This is a genomic window from Bradyrhizobium sp. Tv2a-2 (assembly GCF_000472425.1).
In the GTDB taxonomy this organism is placed as follows: Bacteria; Pseudomonadota; Alphaproteobacteria; order Rhizobiales; family Xanthobacteraceae; genus Bradyrhizobium.
The window spans coordinates 1-22277 of record NZ_AXAI01000012.1; the positions used below are offsets into that span (position 1 = coordinate 1).

General features: G+C 59.8%; 22 protein-coding genes. 12 read left to right on the forward strand and 10 right to left on the reverse strand.

Annotated features, from left to right (window positions below):
* Positions 1-12: 12 nt before the first annotated feature.
* Both A3AI_RS46390 and A3AI_RS0124250 read left to right on the forward strand, forming a co-directional pair.
* Positions 13-153, forward strand: a complete 141-nt coding sequence (locus A3AI_RS46390; RefSeq protein WP_349509696.1) for a DUF417 family protein — start codon at positions 13-15, stop codon at positions 151-153.
* A 235-nt stretch (positions 154-388) separates the two neighbouring features.
* Positions 389-1138: an SDR family NAD(P)-dependent oxidoreductase gene (locus A3AI_RS0124250; RefSeq protein WP_024518073.1), complete on the forward strand. Its 750-nt coding sequence runs from the start codon at positions 389-391 to the stop codon at positions 1136-1138.
* A 387-nt stretch (positions 1139-1525) separates the two neighbouring features.
* On the opposite strand, the gene A3AI_RS0124255 is transcribed toward A3AI_RS0124250, so the two are convergent.
* From A3AI_RS0124255 to A3AI_RS0124265, 3 genes are all read right to left on the reverse strand, one after another.
* Complete coding sequence (locus A3AI_RS0124255) at positions 1526-3142, reverse strand: porin (RefSeq protein WP_349509694.1); 1617 nt, start codon at positions 3140-3142, stop codon at positions 1526-1528.
* 1259 nt (positions 3143-4401) lie between these two features.
* Positions 4402-5412, reverse strand: a complete 1011-nt coding sequence (locus A3AI_RS0124260; RefSeq protein ID WP_502685762.1) for a cupin domain-containing protein — start codon at positions 5410-5412, stop codon at positions 4402-4404.
* 564 nt (positions 5413-5976) lie between these two features.
* On the reverse strand, positions 5977-6849 hold the full coding sequence (locus A3AI_RS0124265) for an AraC family transcriptional regulator (protein ID WP_036049497.1): 873 nt from the start codon (positions 6847-6849) through the stop codon (positions 5977-5979).
* Between the two features lie 213 nt (positions 6850-7062).
* On the opposite strand from A3AI_RS0124265, the gene A3AI_RS0124270 reads away from it, so the two are divergent.
* Positions 7063-7791, forward strand: a complete 729-nt coding sequence (locus A3AI_RS0124270) for an SDR family oxidoreductase (RefSeq protein WP_024518077.1) — start codon at positions 7063-7065, stop codon at positions 7789-7791.
* Positions 7791-8129, forward strand: coding sequence for a hypothetical protein (locus A3AI_RS0124275; RefSeq protein ID WP_245286945.1), 339 nt, complete (start codon positions 7791-7793; stop codon positions 8127-8129). Before A3AI_RS0124270 ends, A3AI_RS0124275 begins: the two co-directional genes overlap by 1 nt.
* 71 nt (positions 8130-8200) lie before the next feature.
* Here A3AI_RS0124275 and A3AI_RS0124280 read toward each other — a convergent pair whose 3' ends face one another.
* The 5 genes from A3AI_RS0124280 to dsbD form a co-directional block, all read right to left on the reverse strand.
* Positions 8201-8485, reverse strand: a complete 285-nt coding sequence (locus A3AI_RS0124280) for a hypothetical protein (RefSeq protein ID WP_156927923.1) — start codon at positions 8483-8485, stop codon at positions 8201-8203.
* A 167-nt stretch (positions 8486-8652) separates the two neighbouring features.
* A complete protein-coding gene (locus A3AI_RS0124285) occupies positions 8653-9063 on the reverse strand; it encodes a hypothetical protein (RefSeq protein WP_036049432.1) in 411 nt (136 codons plus the stop codon).
* A 509-nt stretch (positions 9064-9572) separates the two neighbouring features.
* Entirely contained in the window at positions 9573-9764 is a 192-nt protein-coding gene (locus A3AI_RS43375) for a hypothetical protein (protein ID WP_024518081.1), read from the reverse strand.
* A gap of 95 nt (positions 9765-9859) precedes the next feature.
* Positions 9860-10531, reverse strand: a complete 672-nt coding sequence (locus A3AI_RS0124295; protein WP_051382482.1) for a DsbA family protein — start codon at positions 10529-10531, stop codon at positions 9860-9862.
* A gap of 36 nt (positions 10532-10567) precedes the next feature.
* Positions 10568-12394, reverse strand: a complete 1827-nt coding sequence (gene dsbD / locus A3AI_RS0124300) for a protein-disulfide reductase DsbD (protein ID WP_051382483.1) — start codon at positions 12392-12394, stop codon at positions 10568-10570.
* Between the two features lie 97 nt (positions 12395-12491).
* Here dsbD and A3AI_RS0124305 point away from each other — a divergent pair, with 97 nt between their 5' ends.
* From A3AI_RS0124305 to A3AI_RS0124330, 6 genes are all read left to right on the forward strand, one after another.
* Positions 12492-13160: a response regulator gene (locus tag A3AI_RS0124305; protein WP_024518084.1), complete on the forward strand. Its 669-nt coding sequence runs from the start codon at positions 12492-12494 to the stop codon at positions 13158-13160.
* Positions 13157-14506, forward strand: coding sequence for an ATP-binding protein (locus A3AI_RS0124310; RefSeq protein WP_024518085.1), 1350 nt, complete (start codon positions 13157-13159; stop codon positions 14504-14506). Before A3AI_RS0124305 ends, A3AI_RS0124310 begins: the two co-directional genes overlap by 4 nt.
* 203 nt (positions 14507-14709) lie before the next feature.
* Positions 14710-15159: a hypothetical protein gene (locus tag A3AI_RS0124315; RefSeq protein ID WP_024518086.1), complete on the forward strand. Its 450-nt coding sequence runs from the start codon at positions 14710-14712 to the stop codon at positions 15157-15159.
* Complete coding sequence (locus A3AI_RS0124320; protein ID WP_024518087.1) at positions 15159-15815, forward strand: OmpA family protein; 657 nt, start codon at positions 15159-15161, stop codon at positions 15813-15815. The genes A3AI_RS0124315 and A3AI_RS0124320 overlap by 1 nt, the downstream gene beginning before the upstream one ends.
* A gap of 125 nt (positions 15816-15940) precedes the next feature.
* On the forward strand, positions 15941-16864 hold the full coding sequence (locus tag A3AI_RS0124325) for an ABC transporter ATP-binding protein (RefSeq protein ID WP_024518088.1): 924 nt from the start codon (positions 15941-15943) through the stop codon (positions 16862-16864).
* Positions 16865-16875: 11 nt separating this feature from the next.
* Positions 16876-17637 (forward strand): ABC transporter permease, encoded by a 762-nt coding sequence (locus A3AI_RS0124330; protein WP_024518089.1) that lies wholly within the window; start codon positions 16876-16878, stop codon positions 17635-17637.
* 147 nt (positions 17638-17784) lie between these two features.
* Here the strand turns inward: A3AI_RS0124330 and A3AI_RS0124335 are convergent, their stop codons facing one another.
* A complete protein-coding gene (locus A3AI_RS0124335; protein WP_024518090.1) occupies positions 17785-18108 on the reverse strand; it encodes a hypothetical protein in 324 nt (107 codons plus the stop codon).
* Between the two features lie 284 nt (positions 18109-18392).
* Here A3AI_RS0124335 and A3AI_RS0124340 point away from each other — a divergent pair, with 284 nt between their 5' ends.
* Complete coding sequence (locus tag A3AI_RS0124340; RefSeq protein WP_024518091.1) at positions 18393-19208, forward strand: L,D-transpeptidase; 816 nt, start codon at positions 18393-18395, stop codon at positions 19206-19208.
* A gap of 274 nt (positions 19209-19482) precedes the next feature.
* Positions 19483-19680, forward strand: coding sequence for a hypothetical protein (locus tag A3AI_RS47890; RefSeq protein ID WP_156927924.1), 198 nt, complete (start codon positions 19483-19485; stop codon positions 19678-19680).
* An 87-nt stretch (positions 19681-19767) separates the two neighbouring features.
* Here A3AI_RS47890 and A3AI_RS0124345 read toward each other — a convergent pair whose 3' ends face one another.
* On the reverse strand, positions 19768-22044 hold the full coding sequence (locus A3AI_RS0124345; protein ID WP_036049437.1) for a spermidine synthase: 2277 nt from the start codon (positions 22042-22044) through the stop codon (positions 19768-19770).
* Positions 22045-22277: the final 233 nt, after the last annotated feature.

Sequence of the window (22277 nt, forward strand, 5' to 3'; positions counted from 1 at the left end):
ATCATTCCGTTCATGCCGGAGGGCTGGGACGTCGCCGCGGGAGGTTTCCCCGCAATGACCGGCAACGTACCCTTCCTGATGAAGGATGTCGTTCTTCTCGCTGTTTCGTTCTACCTCCTGAGGCAGGACGTGATTCGCCTGACGCAGCAATAGGGTGACACTCTGCTGATGGTGATGCGTCGCCGGCGAGCTTCCTGCTCGCCGGCGATTGCGCGTCCGCGAATGCGAATCCGGACCACTCCGATTTTTGCGACCCATCGTCGCGGCGCGCGCCGGACCAACTCACTCCGCTTCGGAATGGAGCCGGTCGGCAGCCCGGCCTCTCCTACGCCGCAAGATTTCCAATCGACCGTGATGCTCTCAAATAGAACCCAGACGGAGAACGGCAATGTCCGTATTGCAAGGCAAGGTAGCGATCATCATGGGCGGCAACAGCGGAATCGAATTGGCTGTGGCACAGCGCTTCACCAAGGAGGGAGCATTTGTCTATATGACCGGTCGTCGACAGAACGAACTTGAGCTGGCAGCCGCTCTGATTGGACAGCGCGCCACTACGGTTCAGGCTGATGTTCACAACGCTCGCGATCTCGATCGACTTTACGCGACTATTCGCGAGGAGCGAGGCAAGATCAATGTCCTGGTAGCGAACGCGGGATTCATCGATCCGCAAGCGCTCGTCACCACGACGGAAGACAATTTCGACAAGTCCTTTGGCATCAATGTACGCGGCCTTCTCTTCGCGGTTCAAAAGGCGCTCCCTCTCGTTTGCGATGGCGGCTCTATCATCCTCTTTTCCTCCATTGTCGCCTTTAAGGGAATCCCGAACTACGCTGCCTACGGCGCAGCGAAGGCCAGTGTCAGCTCGTTCGTCCGAACCTGGACGGTCGAACTGAAAGATCGCGGCATACGCGTTAATGCTATCAGCCCCGGCGCGCTCGATACTCCCATGATCGATTTTCAAGCGGGAACGAAGGAGGACGCGGACGCAATACGGGCAAGCTTCAAGGCCGCCACACCGCTGAACCGGCTTGGTCAACCAGAGGAGATTGCAGGCGCAGTGCTGTTCCTGGCCTCCGATGATAGCAGCTACGTCACTGGCACCGATCTCGTCGTCGATGGCGGTCTTAGTGCACTTTGATACCGGAGTGCCGAGGTACATCGCGATCGCGATCTAGAGTGCAGCTCCCGCGAGCAATGTTTCAACGTGGCGGCCGGTCGTAGAAGTTTGTCATCGTTCTCTTGGATTCCGTCTCGGCAGTCGCGCAACAGGCGCATTGCGTGGCCGCTTTCTTAAGCTGGCGGGCCAATTGAGTCTGGAGCCTAGCCGACCCACGGCACAGTTCTTGAAAACCTGCCTGGAATGTGCCGTCTGCCATGCTCGTCATGGTGACGGGTCGGAAGTGATCGACGGACAAGGGGATGTTTCTGATCACAGCCCTATTCGTGGAATTGGCCGCCTGTCGTTTCGGGGGCACCGGACGCGCCTGATCGGATCGAGCCGTGATGCGATCAGGCGCGTCACGCCTCAGAAATTCCGCTGGACACGGAGTTCCGCTTCGACCGTGTTCTGGTCTTTGAACTGATAGAGCGCGGTCGGCTGCGGAGCCGAGGGTGTGAATACCGAGCTGCCGACCATCTTCTGATCGAGGTGGAACCACATCACTTCGGCCGAGAAGGTCAAATTCTTTACCGGCGTCCAGCGAGTAACAGTGCCGAGTTCCGAGACGTTGAAGTCGGGGTTACAGGAATAACTACCGGCCGCGCCTGCGACCGCGACCCGACCCGGATGGCTGGCCCCAAAAGCAGCGCAGTACATCCCCTTGGCCACGCTGTCATAGCTCACCCCGGCATAAGAGCCGAATAGACTGGTCGACCAGTAAGGATCCCAGTTGTGAGTGAAAGCGCCACGAACGCCCCAGGATGTTGTCAGGTGGATGGGACCATCACCGCCCGCAGCCGTAGGGAGGTAGACCCCGTCGGTCGTTGCACCGAAGCCAACGCTCTGATAGGCGGAACCCGAGCTGCCGAACAGCGCAAAGCTCGGCGAGGTCGACGAGGTCGCGATCACGTATTTGGTCGCGCCTTTCGCAAAACTGGCATCGAGCTTGATGTCGTCGGCCGTGCCGGTCGGGAGGTTCTTGATCATCAGCCCAATCATGGCGGCGTAGCCAAACTTCGATTCGGGATGGCCAGACGACACCGAGAGCGATGTGGGCACGCCCCCTGCACCTAGTGTGTTGTAGGAAGCATTGACGTCATGCGCAGCCGCCGAGATCTGGAACAGGCCCCAAGCCTGATCGATCCTGACCCTGCCAACGATGTCTGGCACCTGCCAGCCTCCATAGGCGTTTGACCCTGTGCCGCTAGCACCGATCGCGCCGGGTACACCCAGATTCAAGAGCGGGGTACGGTCGTACACGGTGGGATCATCGAGACCGATGCTCGCCGACACGCCATTACCGAACTCCGAGGTGTACTGGATATTGCTGACGCCCGTATCAGAGGTCTGGCCGCCGAACAGATAGGATGTCAGGTTGCCGGGGAAGCCTTGCCACGGCGTCGCATAGGCAGAAGCCGATTTGCCGAAAGTGAAGCCGCCGAACTGAAGGAAGACGTATTCGACCTCGACATAGCCCCCGCCGACACCATTGAGGTTCGAACCACTCAAGCCACCAAGCGCCGACGGTGTGGCACCGATCGTCGAGGGGTTGGACGAGCCGAAATTGTTGAACTGAAAATCACCCTGAAGAAACGTGCGGACGAGCCCGTACTCGGTGGCAGTGCGGGTGTCAACCTGTAACGCAAAACGCGAGCGGGAGACGAAGTGGTCGGCAAAGCGGTTGCCCTGTCCGGAGTCACCGCTCCATGCCGGTTGCCCGTGCGCGCTGGCGGAGTTGACGGTCGTATCAGCGCGCAGATAGCCACCAATTCTAACGCAAGTATCCGTACCCGGGACGTACCAGAAGCCCGAGCCATAGTTGCCGCACGCTTTCACATACTCGATCGCCTTGGCCTTGACCGGCAAGTCCGCAGCGTAGGCCGATTGAGTTACAAACAGCCCGGCGACTGTGCCCAGGAGAGTAACGTTTTTAGTGAACATCGGGTCCCATCTTTTTGTTGGCGCCGACAGCAGAGCCGACACGCTGATCAGGTGACACCGACGGCGATAGCAACACGAGCTCCTCAGAGACATGCCGCCGAGTATCAGAAGCCTACTACTGCGTAACAGCTCCCTGGAATTGCATTGAGGTGTGCTCTTGCGGTCACATTGCTGAGCGCCAAACGTGATTATCCGTCCGCACAAAAGTCGTGACCTCTTCGCTGCACGCCGATCCGGTTACAGCAGAATCAGAATTTACAATTGCAGCCAGCCACGAACGAAATGATGAGACATGCGGACACTCGCCGGAGCTGCACTGACAAATGTCAGATTTAAGCACTCGAATGAGATCGTCATTAGTTCTCCGGTCTACGTTCAAGCGCAGTTGCTTCGGCCTCTGCTTCGTTGCTGTCCGCTAGATGTCATCCCAGCGCCTTACTCGGCCGTTCTTCCTATCTGATGTGGCGAAACCACGCGGCTCCGGAGAGCGGCCGCAACGCCTCCAACCGGCATCTCCTGTCGAGATCGAAATCATAGCCCCGCTCTGCAGCCGCAGCCCATCAGCAAATTTCCATAACGCATGCGCTCCCAATCCCGCGCAAGTGGATAAGTACGTGCAGATGTCGCTATATTATCGGGATTCCGTCGCGATCGTTTCCGAAACGGCGGGACGTTGTTGGCCGTAGACGTCCTTAACCGGTGTGCAGGTGGTAACGATGAATGCGGTCCTCTCGCAATGCCAATCGGCTCCTAGCCGCGCATCGGAAAAGCATTCAGAATAACCAAGCGCCACAGCCCCGCTTCCAGCTACCAGGGCAACAGCGGTCAGTATGAGAAATTTCGATGTTGGGCGTTTAAGCCTCATGCTTAGAGCCTCTATCTATTGATGCACAGCATCCCCAATAACCCTGCGATCCCCCGGTCGTTTCAGAAGACAAAAATAGTTGAAACGTTGTCAGGCCACCCATGCCCAGTCCGTGCCGAATGATGAACGCGGAGGGAGAGTACGAACACGACTGAAATGATTGAATGTCAGATAATTTCAGTTCTATGCTTTGGTGTCGCTTAATCTAACCTGGTCCGGAGATTGGAAAGGCGCGACAAGAGGAGAGACACTTGCGAGTACGGAACGCGGTCGCGTCTTTTCGGGCGTTCTGAACGCAAAACAGCAATTTGAAAATTCGCTAGCGCACTGCAATTGCGTCTGTTTTTCTGCAGCAAGCTCTCGCTCATGTGCTCTAACGCACTTTATCGCCTAAGTGCTCATTAGTCTCAGCGGAACCGTCTGGATCCAGCGCTTCTCATCCCTGGTCAGCTGGGGCTTGCCATCCATCGAGAGCGGCTGCTACGCCTTCGCCATTCCGTTTGGTCCGCATCTGCAGTCTCCGCCACTCGGCCGGGGTAACACCCATGTAACTTTTGAATGCGCGCTGAAATGCTGCCTCAGACTGATAACCCACCGAATCAGCAACCGCCCCGGTGGACATCGACGGCTTCCTCAATTCGTTTGCCGCAAGGGTCATCCGCACCTCCGTGAGGAGATCCCGAGCGGATCGACCAAGCTTCTCCTGGAATCGACGCACGAAAGTTGCGCGCGACATATTGCAAAGACGGGAGAGCTCTGGCAACGACCATGACCGCGCCGGCTCGCCGAACAACGCGGTTAGGGCCGGAGCCAGACTTGAGTGTTGGGCGATAGAGAGCAACCCCGCCGGGGCATCATTCGCCTCGCTCGCAAGGCGCATCGTGAGTGTAAACAAGGCCGCAGATAGCGCGTTAAGTATGGCGACCCCGCCAATTTGACTACCTGTCGCCTCGCTGCGCATCCACGTAACCAAGTTGCCCAATTGTGCCGCCGTGTTCGACCTGCCTGACCCGGCACCTTGAGCGCCGGCACGCACGACAAGGCGGGGTGGCAGATATCTGGCTAACAATCGGTCATAAGGCTGTCTGATGACGAAGCGGCCACAAAGCATATCAAGTCGCTCGCCGGTACCAACGTTTTCACTGATCGTGATGCCGTAGCTTGACCGATTTACTGCCTGAGTTGGTTCTTTGCCACCTCCATCGTGAAGAACGTGATGCGGGTTTCCGGGAAGCACCAAGATGTCGCCAGCTTTCAACCCCAGCGGCGGGCTCCCAGCTTGACCATCGAGCACCGCCGATCCCGCGATAACGGCATGATACGGAATCTCCCCGATCTTGCCGGGCCTCTGATCGATGCGCCAGGACGCTCCATAGGAGCACCGCAGATCAAGTCTACCGCTTACCGTCATCATCTCGAAAAAGCGGCTAAGCCAGTCCTCGGCCACAACAATCATCCTCCAAGCTGATTTTGACGGGATGTCTAAGCCCAACGCCAACCCGGATGGTTAGCGAACATGGCAACGCTCCTTGCGCGGATTGCTCCGAGAGCAGCTCCGCTTGACGTTACATAGCTTTGAGGACGAATCGATTTAATGTCCAAGATGCTCAAACGCATGCTCGTTCGTCTCAGCGGCCGCGTCAGGTAGCCGGAGAACGGCTTTCTTGTTGCATCGTCCTGTCCGAGCCTGCGGCTCAGCGATCGAGACGTCTGCTCCCTTACATCGCATTGGCGACGGCATCTTCGCTTCAACCGACGGCGATCAGCCTTCAAGATGGCCGCTAACCCGCCAACCCCGCCTTTCCCCACGCCGATAAGGCGCGACGAACGGTCCCGACGTCACACGCATTACTTGTTAGGCTGGTTACATGTTAGGCGGGCGCCGCGCGACGACGTCAGGCCTGTGCCCTGGATGGTCAAGCCGCCGGCCCTCACTGTCGCCTATCGTCCAGCACTGCGCGCAAAAGTGCTGGCTATCGCTGGTCATTGATGGACTTCTCCACTTCTGCGATCATGATCCTGCAGAGCGGTTCGGCCAGACATCCCGAAGCGGTGAAATGCCATAAAGCCGGCTATATTCACGACTGAATTGGGACGGACTTTGGTATCCGACCCTGTAGCCGGCCGACCCGACGTCAAGGCGTTCCATCAACATCAACCGTCGCGCCTCGTGCAGACGAAGTTGCTTTTGATACTGTATCGGCGTCATCGCTGTCATCGTTTTGAAGTGATGGTGAAATGACGAGGTGCTCATACCTATGCGTTCGGCGAGCTCGCCGATGCGAAGCGGACGAGTGTAATTCTGCTTGAGCCAAGTTACCGCTCGGGCAATCCTGTTGCTCGAATTTTCGATCATCGCAACTTGAACCAGTCGCGGCCCGGCGGGCCCTTTGATCAGACGATACAGGATCTCTTGCTCGATCAATGGTGCCAAAGCGGAGATGTCAGCCGGGTGATCCAAGAGACGCAGCAACCTCAGCGAAGCGTCGACTAGGTGTTCGCCAGCACGATTTACCGCGACGGCTCGTGTTGCCGGACCGAGCTCTGAAGCTACGGCTGGACCGGTTCGTTCCATGACCTCTCGCAGCCGCTCAGGATTGATCTCCATGCCCAGACCAAAATGCGGCTGCTCAACTGACGCCTGAGTTACTCGGGAAATGACCGGCAAATCGAGCGAGACCACCAGATAATCGCCCACCCCGTACCGGTAGCTCTCTTGACCTAGTTTGAGATCCTTCGCACCTTGAACAACCATTGCAAAACATGGCCATTGAGCGGTGTGAACGGGCTGTGTCGGCGAAGACCTCCGGTTGAAATACAGCCCGCGGATCGCGGTCGCATGGACCTGATCATCAGGGGTAAAGCGTGCAATGATTTTCGCCATCTCATCGTAGTATTTCAGGCCTTGCACTGGCTTTCTCATTCGTCTTGCGTGGAAACCTCGCGGGATATTATCCGGTCCTGCAGGCGCATCCACCCGCTCCCAGCGGCTGCTTGCAGGATCGTGCAAGACTTTCGGAGGATCTGGATAACACGCCGCGACAGTTTTGCCCGATCATGGGGCCTGATCCTTGGTGACAGACAAGCGGAATAATGAATGCCAATACCTAAAGTTATCCTCATCACCGGTGCCAGCAGCGGCATTGGCGAGGCAACCGCCCGCCATCTAGCCAAACTCGGAAACCAAGTTGTCCTGGGCGCCCGGCGGCTTGAACGCATTGAGAAGATCGCTGGAGAGATCGCAAGCGGTGGTGGGGACGCCATGGCCCAGAAGCTCGACGTAACCACGATGCAGAGCATCAGGGACTTCGTTGCAGTCGGACACACCCGCTATGGGCGCGTGGACGTACTCGTCAATAACGCCGGCGTTATGCCACTGTCCTTTCTGGCCGAGCTTCGCGTTGACGAGTGGAATCAGATGATTGACGTTAATCTTCGCGGGACCCTTTATACACTTGCTGCGGCACTGCCGATCATGCTCGCGCAGAGGTCGGGACATATCATCAACGTCGCATCCGTCTCGGCTTATCGCGCCGATCCGACCGCGGCAGTGTATAGCGCAACTAAATTTGCGGTTCGAGCGCTGTCGGAGGGGCTTCGCCAAGAGAGCAAGGACGTGCGTGTTACGGTTGTCAGTCCAGGCCTCACCCGCACGGAACTATTCGATGGCATAGCTTCTCAGGACGCGCGTGCATTTGCCAAGCAGATGGTGGCGCAGTCTTCAATAGCTCCCAGCGCGATCGCCGAAGCTATCGGATTCGCCATCAGCCAGCCGGACGGCGTTGACGTCAACGAATTGGTCGTTCGCCCCACATCGCAAAATTGATGACAACAGAAGACGCCATGGCCGGGGCGATAGAGATCACCACATTCAAGTTAAAGATCGGGTCTTCCAAGGACTTCGTCCACGCCAACGCAGACATCGATGCTTGGCTGCGGCGGCAGCCAGGCTTTTTATCCCGTCACATCGCGGAAATTGATGACGGTACGATCGTCGATATATTGTTTTGGCGCTCACAAGACGAGGCGGAAGACGCTGCCTCTCGTATAATGACCGAGACCTCTTCGTCTGAGGTCCACGCCATGATTAACCACGGAACTGTAGTTTGGAGGGTGGCCGCGATCAATCATGAAACCGAAATGCTCGGTTCGACCAAATTATAGCGACGCTATTCAGACCCGGCGCGGTCCGCCTCATGGGCTCCGAATACGACTTTGATACTTTTGAGGAGATTTTATGGGCGCCTTGCCGTTGATCCGTCCGCTCCGCCGGCGCCGTTGAGAGCCGCGAGGGGTCCCCATCGGGCGCCGAATAGGTGGAATCCAGCTCGGTAGGGCTCGTAGCGGCGCGCTCCCTCATTCTTCAGCATCTCCGAGGCCGCTGCCAGTGCCAGAATGACAACCGCGATCGCCATGCCGACAGTGACGTAAGGCACGGCGGGTTGGTTCTCTGCATGTGCCCGGTATAGGGGAGCCACCGTAATCCAAAACAGCAGCGCGAACAGAATGGTGATCCTCATGGCTCCAAGTCCTCGCTCCAAGTCCTCCGGTTGGACCGGCCCGATCTCAATGATCACGCTGTGCGTTACCTCGCGGGAAGGGCAGGTACCGCAATCTCGCTTGTCCACGTACTCGGCAGCCACAGATACAACCTCTGCCGGCACCCGTTTCGCAATCGGCCATCTGCTTATTTGCCATCCGGTGATCTCGTGAGAAGCGTGTGATTGATCATCGGCGGATGGGTGGGGCCGAGGAATTGCCATATAGCTTCGCACCAGCGGGTTGGGTTCTTGGCGTGGCCCTCCGCGGCGTTGGCCCTGCCGCGTGCCGACATGAGTCCATATTGCGGGGTATACATGACATCGTTGGACGCGCCCGCGTCGTGATATTCTGCTTCGATGTTGTCATCGATTATGTGAAAGCCGGGACATTTCTCAGCCGCAAACTCAGCTGCCTGTATCACTGAGGCCACCTGGAACCTTGGTTGCAGGAGGTTGCCCAATCGATCGTCATCTTCCGTCGTCAATTGATCTTTGGCCATAACAGCGAGCGCTGCCACGAACGCGGCAAGCACGATTGCGATATGAAGCCAGCTCACAGTCGCATTTCCCTGCATAGTTCGTATGTCACGTGCGCGACGCGCGCCTTACGAACGCGGTCATCTGATGCTGTATAAGATTGACGATTTCCATCTCACCCGAACTCTCATGGGAACTTAAGCAGGATCCACAAGAAGCTCGCCGTTTGAACAGAGCCGATCGACAGATGGCTCGACGTTTCACTTCTCGCGACCGTTGGCAACAGGCGGCGCCGTCCCTGCTGCATCCGGTGCGGCCGTGCACGTGGTCACCCAAAGAAGATGAACTGACGGGTCGCCGACTTCTCACGCGTCGGATCACGGAGTGTGGTCGCAAGCCTGGTTTTGCGCGAACCGCTGTCGTGCCCGATAGCACCGTCGCCAGCTCCGGGTGTTTCGGCCGTAGCCGTCGCTTCCCCAACTCCAACAGAATTACAAATGTAACTGAACTTGGTAGCTGATGGAGCCGGCGACGGCCTGCGGCAATTAATCTGCAAACGACCATTGGCGCAGCAACCAGTCGGCGACCCCTAGGGAAAGGTGATCCTGGCGTGAAGAACCTGTTCTTTCACGTCTATCGCAACCTTCACCTTGCAGTGCGGAAATGACGACTCGAGGGCCGTTTTGAATACGGTCGGATCGGTTACCATCGAGATCACGCCAAAGCTCGCGCCAAGGCCATCACTGGCCTTTGGAGTTGCCGAGACCGACAGCCACTCCATGGCAGAATGTATCGAGCAAATCATCCGGGCGTTTCTAGGCATCCGATGCCCCATCATGAGCTTGAGTCCTGATAACTAGTGGTTGCATCACTTCGTCACAAGGTCGGTTTGCCTCTTGATGTCACTTGGCCGTTTTGGCGCGCACGCGCGTCGGCCACCACGCGGACAAAACCCTGTTCGCTCAAGGCTTGGTTTACCAAGTAGGCGCCAACCAAAAAGCCCGGCGTGCCTCGAAGCCCGATCGCCGCTGCGATGCTCACATTCCGCTGTATCAGTCGTGATATGTCGTCGGCATGCGCAGCCATATCCGATTCCAGCCGTGCCTCATCGAGGCCGGCATTGCGCGCCGCTTCGATCATCTTCTCTTGGGCAACGCCGTAACCCGGGATGTCCATCAGAGCATGATGCACCGCTAAGTATCTTCCCTGATACTTGGCCGCCAATGCGAGACGCGCGCCAACGATAGACGTCGGGTGCAGGATCGGCCAATCCTTATAGACGAGGCGAATATTGCCATCGTCCTTCACGACTTTTTCGAGACTTTTTGCTGCCGCTTTGCAATAAGGACAATTGTAGTCGAAAAAATCGACGATGGTGAGATCCCCGTTCGAATTGCCGCCGGTCGGAGTCTCCGGGTCATTCAGGATCATGTCAGGCGTGATCGCTTTGTCGTCCGCGCGGGCGGCAGCGGGCACGACAAGAATGGTTCCTGATATAGCCGCTAGTCGGAGAAATTCGGCGCGCGATATTGCGTTGGTCAACGTCATCTTCCTTTCAGGCCGTTATCGACTTTACGGGTGTTATCAAGCGCGAATGGCCCGCTCCAGTCGGCTGAGAAAGCTCACAAGGCTAACGTCTCCCACGATGCGCGCCTCCTGAATTTCTCTGCCATTGTCAGGATTAAGAAAGACAATCGTCGGTGGTCCGACGACGGCAAAACGTTTCATCAGATTCTTGCCGTCCTGATCGAAATGCGTAAGGTCGGCTCGAACAAGCAGTAGCGAGCGAAACTCCTGCCGCACCGCGTCCTGCGAGAAGAGGTCGTGCTCCATCAACTTGCATACGGTGCACCATTCTGCCGAGAAATCGACCATCACCACCCGGTGCTGCTCACGGGCGATGTCAATCACGCTCTGGAGCTCGACTTCGTTCCTTACCACGCGAAACCCAGCGGTCTGGCCGGCGGCGTTGGAGGGAGGTGTTGCCAGTCCAATCGCCGCCAGCGCCTGGAGAGGCTCGTACTTGCCGATCGCAGCTCCGGCGGCGAGCGCTCCGCCATAGACTATGCTCAGGGTGCCAATCGCAGCTGCAGCGAAATGAGACAAGCGGCGCGGTCCTTCGATGAGGATGATCGCCGAGACGAAGTAACCCCCGATTGCAAAAAATTGGACACTCCATGCCAACGCCACCCACTGAACCGGCAGGACGCGAGACAACATCCAGATCGCAAGCGCGATGAAGACGAAACCAAAGATATGTTTGGTGCGTGCGAGCCAAGCTCCTGAACGCGGAAGTACCTTGGCGCCCAACACGCCGAACGCTACCAGCGGGAGACCCATTCCAAGGCCCAGCGCAAAGAGCGCCAGAGAGCCGCGAAGCATTTGTCCGGCCTGACCGACATAAACCAACGCCGCAGCCAACGGCGGCGTCACGCATGGTCCCACGACCAAGGCCGAACCGAACCCAAGCGCTGCCGCACCGCCGACCGATCCTCGGTTTCCGGCCTTCTCCGCAAACTTCGAGAGCCACGATTGCGGCAGTTGGAGGTCGAAGAAGCCAAACATGGATAGCGACAGCACAATGAATACGACGCTCATCCCGACAATCGCCAGGGGTGTCTGCAAGACAGCCTGAAGATTCTCGCCCGACCATGCCGCGAAGACGCCTAACGTACCGTATGCCGCGGCCATCGCCAGAACATAGCTTGCCGAGAGTACGAAGCTGCGCCGCAGAGAGATCTCGCCGCTGCGCGCCAACATGCCCGACATGATGGGAATCATCGGGAATACACACGGCGTCAACGAGAGCAAAATGCCGAGACCGAGAAAGGTAAACAGTGTCGGGATGAGACCGTTGCCAAACAGGGTAGCGGCCTCCGCATCAACTATATTTGTTGTGGCGGCAGAGGTTGGTGCGACGGCGGGGCGATTCTCACCGATCGACCGCTCAGGAGAAGTGGTTGGCGCGACGGCATCCGAGGCGTCGCTGACGATCAGCGTGGAAAGATCGACGGCTTTTGAGATGGGCGGATAGCAGATGGTGTTCTCTGCACAGCCTTGATATGTGACGATCAGGCTGCCCTTGGCGGGCAATAGCTCCGGTGCGACGGTTGCTGCGGTAGAAAGGTGATAGACCTCAGTGGGACCGAAATTCGGGTCGTCCTTGGGTTCACCAGGATCGGTCTCGATCCGGACTGGCCGGCCATCGACGGAGGCCGCGATCCGGTCCCGATACAGGTAGTGGCCGGGCGCGATCGACCAACTGACCCTCACTCCGCTCTTGTCGGTCCATTCGGCGCTGAACTGAAAGGCCTGGTCTGGGGGCGTGATTCCGGTGGCTCCGCCGGACACAATTGCGACGATGAAAGCCAGAAGGAGCGTAACAGATCGGAGAATGCGGACGTATGACATGGAGTCCCTTCCGTGACGGCAGGGCGCATATGGCTTTGCTACCTTAAGCCAGCCTTAAGGTGACCGAGCCGGAACTTCACAGAGAGGGGCGGCCTTCATGCGCATTTTAGTCGTCGAGGACGATGCGGTTCTTGCCGATGGTCTCAAGGTCGGTCTCGGACTCTATGGAGCCACGCTGGACATAGTTGGCAACTGCGCGGACGGACGAGCCGCGCTCGCCGCCGACGTATTCGATGCGGTAGTACTGGACATCATGCTTCCGGATGGATCCGGAATCGATCTGCTGGCTTCCTTGCGCGCCAAGGGCGACCGGATACCGATCCTGCTGCTCACAGCCCTCGACGAAGTGTCGGATCGAATCAAGGGGCTGGACGCGGGCGCCGACGACTATCTAGGCAAGCCCTTCGATCTTGATGAACTAGCCGCCCGGGTTCGCGCGATCAGCCGCCGACAGGAAGGGCGCGCATCATCATCCGTGTCACATAATGGCGTGACGCTCGATCTCGCGCGGCTAACCGCCACAGTTGACGGCAGGGACACGATCCAACTATCGCGCCGGGAATTTGCGATCCTGTCGGCTCTCATGGAGCGACCTGGTGTTGTGCTCTCCAAAGCCGACCTGGAAGGGCGTCTCTATGGTTGGCAGGAGGAGGTGGAGAGCAATACGGTCGAGGTTCACGTGCACAAGCTACGCTCGAAGATAGGACACTCGAAGATCGAGACCATGCGTGGCATTGGATATCGGATGAGGCAAACCCCATCATGAAATCGCTCAAACACAAGCTTTTTTTAATCCTGGTCGCCGCCACGGGGCTTATTTGGCTTGGCGCCACCTGCTGGATCTACGTCAGGACGACACGGGACGTCGAGGACGTCCTCGACTCGCGCCTTCAAGAAGCCGCGCTGATGGTCCTGTCGCTTGCGGCCAGAAGCAGCGTCAGTGCATTCGAAAGCGACGCCAGCGCTGCCCACGCATCCAATTTTCAGATCTATCAGCACCAACTATCTTGTCAGATATGGTCCCTTGATGGACGCCTCGTCGCGCGGTCGACCGGTGCGCCCAATGAAATTCTCAGCGTGACTCGATCAGGATTTTCTGAACGTGCGATAAAAGGCGAAACATGGCGGGTTTTCACCGCAGAGGACCCGGCCAAGAACATTCGGGTGTTAGTGGGCGATCGGCTGGGTTTGCGGGAAGCGCTCGTAGCGGACATCATAAAGGGTCTGGCCGCCCCCATGCTACTGACGATTCCCCTCCTTGCGCTGCTGATCTGGGCAAGTCTAACTCGTGGTCTCCAGCCATTGTACACGCTCGCCGAGGATCTCATGTGCCGCGGTGCCGACGATATGACGCCCGTGCCGACGGAGAACATACCGGCCGAGATCCAACCCATGGTGAGATCTCTGAACAATCTGCTTGGAAGAGTGCAGGACGCCTTGCGTCACGAGCGCGATATAACAGCCTTCGCGGCCCACGAAATCCGCACGCCACTCGCGGGGTTGCGAACCCAAGCCCAGATCGCGATGACGACTGCGGACAGGAGCATTCGAGATACCGCGCTTCGTCAAATAGCATTGTCGGTAGACCGCACGACGCGACTCGTCAGACAGCTGCTGACAATTGCGAGACTCGACTCAGAACGCAGACAGCCGACAAAGCCAGTCCTCGTAGGCGATGTTGTGCAAGAGATGCTCGATGCTCTGCCGCCCGCCGACAGGGACGCGGATGTCACGATTGATCCGGTGTTGCAGGACACGATCGTTGACACAGATCCGGAGGCTCTGCTCCTTGCTATCCGGAATTTGCACGAGAATGCGGTTCGCCATATGCCGCGAGGTGGTGCGCTCCGTTGGTCATCCGAGAAACTCGAGGACGGCACGGTCGTATTCGTGGAAGACACGGGTCCGGGGATTCCGGAGGACGAACTCACGCAAGTTACCAATCGCTTCTTCCGCGGCCGCAACAAGACGGCAGTCGGGAGCGGCCTCGGGCTCACCATCGCCGCGCTGGCGCTACAGGTGAGTGGCGGGCAGCTATGTTTGCGCAACCGAGTCGGCAGATCTGGGTTGCGCGCCGAAATGCGGTGGAAATATCCGCCGCGACCAAACTGATCACACGCAGGCGAGACCTCTTTGGAGACGAATCAGCCGCCAAAAAGATAGGGCGGAAGCAGGCCTGCTCGGGCAGCGGTAGATTTCCCCAACTCACACCGTTCCGGCCGCAAGGCCCAAACCGTCCCCCGCGACATAACCGTCCACATTTCCAGCCTTCGTAGCTCTTGACCATTGCAACCCGCGTCGTGTGAGATAGCCGCATGGTCAGGGGAGGTATCATCCTAACCGCGGCACTGCTTGCGGCGCTGGGGGCGACGGCTGATCCCGCATGGGCGCAAACGACGCGCATCGGCGGGGCGGAAAGGATGACGTTCGGCGACGCGGCTGCGCTGGTCGCGCAAAGCTGCGGCGCCGACATCGACGCCAATTGCCGGGGCGTCAATTTCGACGCCAACCGTCTGCGCGAATGCCTGTCACGCAACACGGACGTGATCTCCGCGCAATGCAGGAGCGACTACCTTCGCGCGTTCGATGCGATCCAGAAACGGATCCTGGCGCGCGTCGGTGTGGCCAATGCCTGCGCCCGCGAAATCGTCAAGCTGTGCAACGGCTCGACCCGGGAAACCTCCAAGTCCATCGGCTGCCTGACCACGGCCAAAGGGGTCAGCCGCAACTGCATCCAGGCCATGGACGATGCGGGGTATCGTTGATGCGTGTCGGCCTGCCCCTCGCCGTCCTTGTTGCCTTCGCCGCATCCGCGCTGCCTGCGCGCGGCCAGACCGCGCCGGAGCGGGACGCGATCATCGGCCAGCTCAGCCGGTTCGACAGTGCGCCCGAGCTCGACATCGCCGCCTTGAAGCAGCGCGTACTCGACAAGTCGCGCTCGCGCGCGCGCAATGAGCCGGAGCCGTCCAAACGGCCGACGATCGTGCCCGAAATCCTCAATCTGCCGACCTTCACGGTCGATATCCATTTCGACACCGACACGCCGGTGATCCGGCCCAATTCCTATCAGGCGGTCGGCCGCATTGCTGACGCGCTGGTCAATGCGCAGCTGTTGCCTTACACGTTCCTGATCGTCGGCCACAGCGATGCCACCGGCAAGCGCGAGGCCAACGCGATCCTGAGCCAGCGCCGGGCCGATTCCCTCCGCGACGTGCTGGTCAACACCTTCAAGATCTCGTCCAAGCGCGTGCAGTCGCTCGGCCTCGGCGAGGAGCAGTTCGTCGACCAGGCCCATCCGACCTCACCGGCCAATCTGCAGATCCAGATTGTGACAATCGGCAAGGTCGCTGAAGTCGAGCCCGGCCAGGCGCCGGCAACGCCCCCGCCAGCTCCCGCCAAAAAGGGCGCGAAGAAGAAATAAACTGCCCCGCTGGCGGATTGCAGAACGGCTATCGCTTTCCTATTTCAGTTCCCCTGCCCTTTTTCTCGGCCCGGGAGGCGGGATGCCTTGGCGCGTCCCCGCTTTCGGCCCAACGATCAATCTCCATGTCACCAATCATATCCGTCGCCAACCTGTCGAAGACGTATGGCTCCGGCTTCAAGGCGCTGAAGAACGTCAATCTCGACATCAATCGCGGCGAGATCTTTGCACTGCTCGGGCCGAACGGGGCCGGTAAGACCACGCTGATCAGCATCATCTGCGGCATCGCCAACCCGTCCGGGGGGCGTGTCAGAGTCGGCGGCCGCGACATCAATTCCGACTACCGCGCAGCGCGTTCGCTGATCGGGCTCGTGCCGCAGGAACTGCACACCGACGCCTTCGAGACGGTGTGGGCCACCACAAGCTTTTCCCGCGGCCTGTTCGGCAAGCCGAAGAACCCGGCGCTGATCGAGAAGATCCTCAAGGACCTGTCACTGTGGGACAAGAAGGATTCCATGATCCGCACGCTCTCCGGCGGCATGAAGCGGCGCGTGATGATTGCGAAAGCGCTGTCGCACGAACCGCAGGTGTTGTTTCTGGACGAGCCGACCGCGGGCGTCGACGTCGAACTGCGCAAGGGCATGTGGGAGGTGGTGCGCGAGCTGCGCGCCGCCGGCGTCACCATCATCCTGACCACCCACTACATCGAGGAAGCCGAGGAAATGGCCGACCGCGTCGGCGTCATCAACAATGGCGAGATCATCCTGGTCGAGGACAAGGCGACCTTGATGCAGAAGCTCGGCAGGAAGCGGCTGACCCTGCACTTGCAGAACCAGATCGATGCGGTTCCGGATGCGCTCGCGCCCTATCATCTCGTGCTCTGTGAGGGCGGCCACGCGCTGGTCTACGACTACGACACCAAGAGCGAGCGGACCGGCATCACCAGTCTGCTGAGCGACCTGCGCAATGCCGGCATCCGCTTCTTCGATCTCGATACCACGCAATCCTCGCTTGAAGACATTTTCGTCAGCCTGGTACACACACCATGACTCAACTCGCCATCAATCACCGCGCCATCCGCGCGATCTATATGTTCGAGATGGCGCGCACCTGGCGCACGCTGATGCAGAGCATCATCTCGCCCGTGGTCTCCACCTCGCTCTATTTCGTGGTGTTCGGCGCGGCGATCGGCTCGCGCATCAGCCAGGTCGAGGGCGTGAGCTACGGCACCTTCATCGTGCCCGGGCTGGTGATGCTAAGCGTGCTGACCCAAAGCATCGCCAACGCCTCGTTCGGCATCTACTTCCCGAAATTCGTCGGCACCATCTACGAAATCCTGTCCGCGCCGATCTCCTATGCCGAGATCGTGCTCGGCTATGTCGGCGCCGCCGCGACCAAGTCGATCATCCTGGGGCTGATCATCCTCGCCACCGCCGGCCTGTTCGTGCCGCTCAGGATCCATCACCCGGTGTGGATGCTGACCTTCCTGGTGCTCACGGCCGTGACCTTCAGCCTGTTCGGCTTCATCATCGGCATCTGGGCCGACGGCTTCGAGAAGCTGCAGATGATCCCGATGCTGGTGGTGACGCCGCTGACCTTCCTCGGCGGCAGCTTCTATTCGGTGAATATGCTGCCGCCGACCTGGCGCTCGATCGCGCTGCTCAATCCGGTGGTCTATTTGATCTCAGGCTTCCGCTGGAGCTTCTACGAGATCGCCGATGTCAGCGTCGCCACGAGCCTTTCGATGACAGTGACGTTTCTCGTCATCTGCACGATCCTGGTGTGGTGGATATTCAAGACGGGCTATCGCCTGCGGAATTGACTTGGCTCGTCATTCCGAGACGATGCGAAAGCACCAGCTCCGATGTGCTCTTGCACATCCGAGAATCTCGCGCCACGAACTCCAGATTCTCAGGTGTGCAAGAGCACACCATAGTTCGCGCTTCCGCGCGCCCGGGAATGACGAGGCTTACCGATAGCAGTGATAATAGCCGGCGCGGTCGTAGAAGCCGTGGCAGTGATGATGGCGCCAATAATGGGGGGCGCCGAACACGCCCTCGACCGCGCCTACGGCGCCGCCGACGCCAGCGCCAACCGCTCCTCCGACCACCCCGCCTACCGGCCCGGCAACCCGGTTGCCCTCATAGGAGCCCTCCTGGGCGCCGCGGACGATGCCCTGGCCATGGCCGGGAAGCGGGATGGCGAGCAGCGCCAGCACAAGGGCCGCGCTTGCAAACATGAACGGCAGCGATCCCCGTAGCAGGGCCACGCTCTTAACCTTGGTCTTGTTCATCTCGAGTCCTTGAAAACCGGCCGCGAACCGCGCCGTTAGGTGAGGAATCTGAAACGCCGCTGCGGCCAAATGGTTGCGCGGCTGTGGCCGGTAAGTGGTCAATCCGAGGTGTCGGATCGCGAAAATGTCAGCGCGGGGCGCCTCCCGGCGTCTTGCCTAAGCCTCGCCGTCCTTTAACGATTGCGGATACGGTGGCTGGAACAAAGCGCGGAATCCGGGCATATTGCATGCCGGGGGACGAGAGCCGCGGCGGCGTGTCAAGAGGCCAGGAGGCCAGAAGTAAAATGCGTACCTTTTTCGCTGCTATCGCCGGATTGACCCTTTTGACTTGCACGGCCGCGCAGGCCCATGTCGATGTCACCATCGACAAGGACAACCAGATGATGACGGTCGCTGTCGATGGCGTCACCAGGTATCACTGGCCGGTCTCCACCGGCATTCCCTCGCGCGAAACACCGAACGGCACCTTCCGCGCCTTCCGCATGGAAGAGGATCATTACTCCAAGGAATTCGACGACGCGCCGATGCCGCACTCGATCTTCTTCACCAAGATCGGGCACGCCATTCACGGCACCGATTCCGAAGGCCGGCTCGGCACGCCCGCGTCGCACGGCTGCGTGCGGCTGTCGAAGGCGAATGCCTCCACCCTGTACGCGCTGGTGCAGGAGCAGGGTGTGCTGAACACCACTGTGACCCTGACCGGCTCGNCGCAGGTCGCGCTGATGCGCAACCCGCGCCGCAACACTGCGGTCGCCCGCACCGAGCCCGCGCCTGACCAGCAGTACCAGCAGCAATATTCGGATTCCGGCGCGCCGGTGGTGCTGACGCCGCAGCCACAATATTTCCAGGGCCGCCGCCCCGTGCAGCGGGTTGACGATGGCTACATCTATCCGGCCGACGGCAGCTCGGATGCGCAGGTCTATCCGGCGCCACGCGACAGCCGCCGCGTCTACAACGCGCAGGCCTATTCGCAATCACAGCCGCAGCCACAGCCACAGCCGCAGCAATATTACAACAACCAGGGCTATCCGGCGCCGCAGGGCTATTACTACCAGCAGCGGCAGCAGTATTATCAGCCGCGCGGGTTGTACCAGAACTGACGCTCAAAGGCTCAACGAGCGGACACAGGCGGCCGTCGCGCAAGCGGCGGCCGTCTTCGTTTCTGGCAACCGTCACGCGATTGTAAAGACCATCGCCTAAGCGCCGGTAACTTCGGCGAAGAATTGACGAGCACCTGACGACACCGGCGCTTCGGGACCAATCCGTGGGATTCATGTTGCTTCTGTAACGCAACAAAGCCGACATCCACCTAGGATTCCTACGCCGCGATGCTCACCTTGGGTTGGCTGGTGGCGTCAACTTAGGAATCAAATCGTGACAAGCAAAATCTCCCTCACCGTTGCGGTCTTTCTCTTTGCACTCTCGGGTGCGGCCTTTGCGGGCACCGCACATGTCCCCACACACTCGACTACGGCGGCACAAGCCCGCCAGAGCTTCAACTGGGTTGTCCCCTCGTCGGCCGATGAACCCAACGCGCATCGCTATCATGGCGGGCCGAAGTCGAACGACTGAGGCCGTGGCTATCGGCGGCGGAAGGCCTGCGGCCGTCCCCGGCCAGCACCGCCTTGATTTCAATCGCCAGCAGAAGCCGGGTTCACGCTATTCGCCATCCCTGAGCCGGCGATACACCGCGCCCAGGATATTCGAATAATCGTCCGTCCAAACGCGCTCGCCCTCGGTCGGCTCAGTCTCGGCCCATTTGTCCGATGACGCGAGTTGGCCGACATCGGCGTCGTCGCGGGCCGAGACGACGACGTCAGTGGCAAAAATATATTCGTCGTCGCGGCCGGAGTCCTCGTTGTAGACCCAGCTCTTGAGATCATTGGCGTCGGCGATGCTGACCACGACGCTCTCGAGATCGAGATGCCGGTTGGAGACGTGCATCACGACCGCGCCCTGCGGAGCGAGCTTGTCCTTGTAGATCTTCATCGCCTGCTCGGTCGCGAGATGGATGGGGATCGCATCCGACGAATACGCATCGACGATGATCAGGTCGTAGATGCCGTCGGGCTCCCTGGCGAAGGTCAGCCGCGCGTCGCCGATGACAGGCTTGAGGTCCGGCTGGCAGCTGTTGATGTAGTTGAAGTAGCGGGGATCGCGCGCGGCGTCGACCATGGTCTGGTCGATCTCGAAGAATTTCCAGCTTTCGCCGGGCTCGGCGGCGCAGGCGAGCGTCCCGGAGCCGACGCCGATCACTGCAACCCGCAGTGGCGCCGCCTTCCGCTCGCGGATCGCGGTGATGGCCTGACCGATGCCGCCATCCTTGTGGTAATAGCTGATCGGCTCGGGCCGGCCCGTGACCGGCGAGCCGTCGTCGTTCAGGAATTTCTCCGCGCCATGGATGGTGGTGCCGTGCATCAGCACATGATACTGTCCGTTCGGCGTCACCACGATCTTGTGCACGCCGAAGAAGCTGCGCACCGTCTCGACGCGCCCATCGTCTGATGGATAGGCGCGGATCATGACCAGCGCCACCACCACGGTCGCAAAGACCTTCCAACGATTGGCGTTGAACACGAGCGCAAGCGCTGCAGCGAGCAACGCGACTGAGCCCGCGACCCAGACGCGATGATCCTCGAGCCACACCCGGATCTCGCCGCCGGCATGCAACGCCGGTGCGATCAGCGCGACCGCAAGCACGGCGAGGAATGGCCAGTACCAGCGGCTCCAGCGCGGCAGCCGCTCGCCGCCCGCGGGACGGCAGAGCGCGGCGAGCGCCAGCAGGATCGGATATTCGGCGATCCAGGAGAAAGTGAACGGCGCGATCAGTCCCGCGAACAGGCCGCCGAGCATGCCGCCAAAGGACAGCGCGACATAGAAGCCGGTGAGATATTTGGCTGCGGGTCGCGTGCGCGCGAGCTCGCCATGGCAAGCCATGGCGATGAGGAAGAAGCCGAGTTGGTGTCCGCCAAGGGTCAGCAAGAGGTTTTGCTCGCCGCCGACCGCGAGCAGGATGACGACGCCGGCAATCGCCAGCGGCTGCACCATCAGCACCCATCTGTGCGGCAAGAGCGGGCGGGACTGGAACACCAGGACCCAGGTCAGGAGATAGAGCGATAGCGGCAGCACCCAGAGCAGCGGCGCGGCGGCGACGTCGGTCGAGATATGCGCTGTCACTGCGATCAGGAGGCCCGAGGGCACCGCGGCGAGAAAAATCCAGCGAGCGCGCAAGGTCCAGCTCGGCGGCGGCGCGGCCGTCTCCTCGGTCTGCAAGTCAGCCGCCGCCAATGCTGGCGAGCGTAACAGCAGCATGCCGCAGGAAGCGATCAGCACGATCAAGAGACCATAGCCCGCGCTCCACATCAGGTCCTGGGTGTGGAGCGTGAACATCGGCTCCAGCAGCACCGGATAGGACAGCAGTGCGAGAAAACTGCCGATATTGGAGGAGGCGTAGAGGAAATACGGATCGGGCCCGGCAGGGTGGCCGGTGCGGACGAACCAGGCCTGCAGTAACGGATTGTTGGCGGCCAGCGCAAAGAACGGCAGCCCGATCGACAGCGCAAACAGGCCGAGCAGCCAGACGGCATAGCCCGAGGTCGGCGGATCGCCCCAGCCGGTCGCGATCGACAGCGGCAGCGTCGCCATCGCGACCACCAAGAGCAGGATATGGATCGCAACGGGAATGACGCGGTTTTTGATCCGCATCAGGAAATGCGCATAGGCATAGCCGGCCAGCAGAAGCGTCTGGAAAAACACCATCGCCACCGACCACACCGCCGGCGAACCGCCCAGCCGGGGCAATACCATCTTGGTGAACAGCGGCTGGACCGAGAACAGCAGCAACGCGCTGAGGAAAGTCGCCGCGGTATAGACCGACAGCACCAGCCGGTTGCGCGAGGCGGACGGCTGATCCTTAAGCAATTCGGCAGAGGACATGAAAACTCCGGCAACAAACCCGGCAGGCAGGCCGGCGCAATGGAGCACATGGCAGTGACGCGGGCAATCGGGGGACGATCAAACCGCTGTGCCGGTCAGCATAAGTTCGTTATGTAATGCATCCGTCATTCCGGGGCGTCGCGTCAGCGACGAACCCGGAATCTCGAGATTCCAGGTTCGCCTCTTCGAGGCGCCCCGGAACGACGGTGCGAGAAATGGGTGCAACTAACTGA

What these genes read in the sequence shown, in the direction of transcription:
- A3AI_RS46390 (WP_349509696.1), top strand. Translation starts at nt 13, where the DNA reads ATGCCGGAGGGCTGGGACGTCGCCGCGGGAGGTTTCCCCGCAATGACC.
- A3AI_RS0124250 (WP_024518073.1), top strand. Translation starts at nt 389, where the DNA reads ATGTCCGTATTGCAAGGCAAGGTAGCGATCATCATGGGCGGCAACAGC.
- A3AI_RS0124265 (WP_036049497.1), bottom strand. Translation starts at nt 6,849, where the DNA reads ATGGCGAAAATCATTGCACGCTTTACCCCTGATGATCAGGTCCATGCG.
- A3AI_RS0124270 (WP_024518077.1), top strand. Translation starts at nt 7,063, where the DNA reads ATGCCAATACCTAAAGTTATCCTCATCACCGGTGCCAGCAGCGGCATT.
- A3AI_RS0124275 (WP_245286945.1), top strand. Translation starts at nt 7,791, where the DNA reads ATGACAACAGAAGACGCCATGGCCGGGGCGATAGAGATCACCACATTC.
- A3AI_RS0124280 (WP_156927923.1), bottom strand. Translation starts at nt 8,485, where the DNA reads ATGAGGATCACCATTCTGTTCGCGCTGCTGTTTTGGATTACGGTGGCT.
- A3AI_RS43375 (WP_024518081.1), bottom strand. Translation starts at nt 9,764, where the DNA reads ATGGAGTGGCTGTCGGTCTCGGCAACTCCAAAGGCCAGTGATGGCCTT.
- A3AI_RS0124295 (WP_051382482.1), bottom strand. Translation starts at nt 10,531, where the DNA reads ATGACGTTGACCAACGCAATATCGCGCGCCGAATTTCTCCGACTAGCG.
- dsbD (WP_051382483.1), bottom strand. Translation starts at nt 12,394, where the DNA reads ATGTCATACGTCCGCATTCTCCGATCTGTTACGCTCCTTCTGGCTTTC.
- A3AI_RS0124305 (WP_024518084.1), top strand. Translation starts at nt 12,492, where the DNA reads ATGCGCATTTTAGTCGTCGAGGACGATGCGGTTCTTGCCGATGGTCTC.
- A3AI_RS0124310 (WP_024518085.1), top strand. Translation starts at nt 13,157, where the DNA reads ATGAAATCGCTCAAACACAAGCTTTTTTTAATCCTGGTCGCCGCCACG.
- A3AI_RS0124315 (WP_024518086.1), top strand. Translation starts at nt 14,710, where the DNA reads ATGGTCAGGGGAGGTATCATCCTAACCGCGGCACTGCTTGCGGCGCTG.
- A3AI_RS0124320 (WP_024518087.1), top strand. Translation starts at nt 15,159, where the DNA reads ATGCGTGTCGGCCTGCCCCTCGCCGTCCTTGTTGCCTTCGCCGCATCC.
- A3AI_RS0124325 (WP_024518088.1), top strand. Translation starts at nt 15,941, where the DNA reads ATGTCACCAATCATATCCGTCGCCAACCTGTCGAAGACGTATGGCTCC.
- A3AI_RS0124335 (WP_024518090.1), bottom strand. Translation starts at nt 18,108, where the DNA reads ATGAACAAGACCAAGGTTAAGAGCGTGGCCCTGCTACGGGGATCGCTG.
- A3AI_RS0124345 (WP_036049437.1), bottom strand. Translation starts at nt 22,044, where the DNA reads ATGTCCTCTGCCGAATTGCTTAAGGATCAGCCGTCCGCCTCGCGCAAC.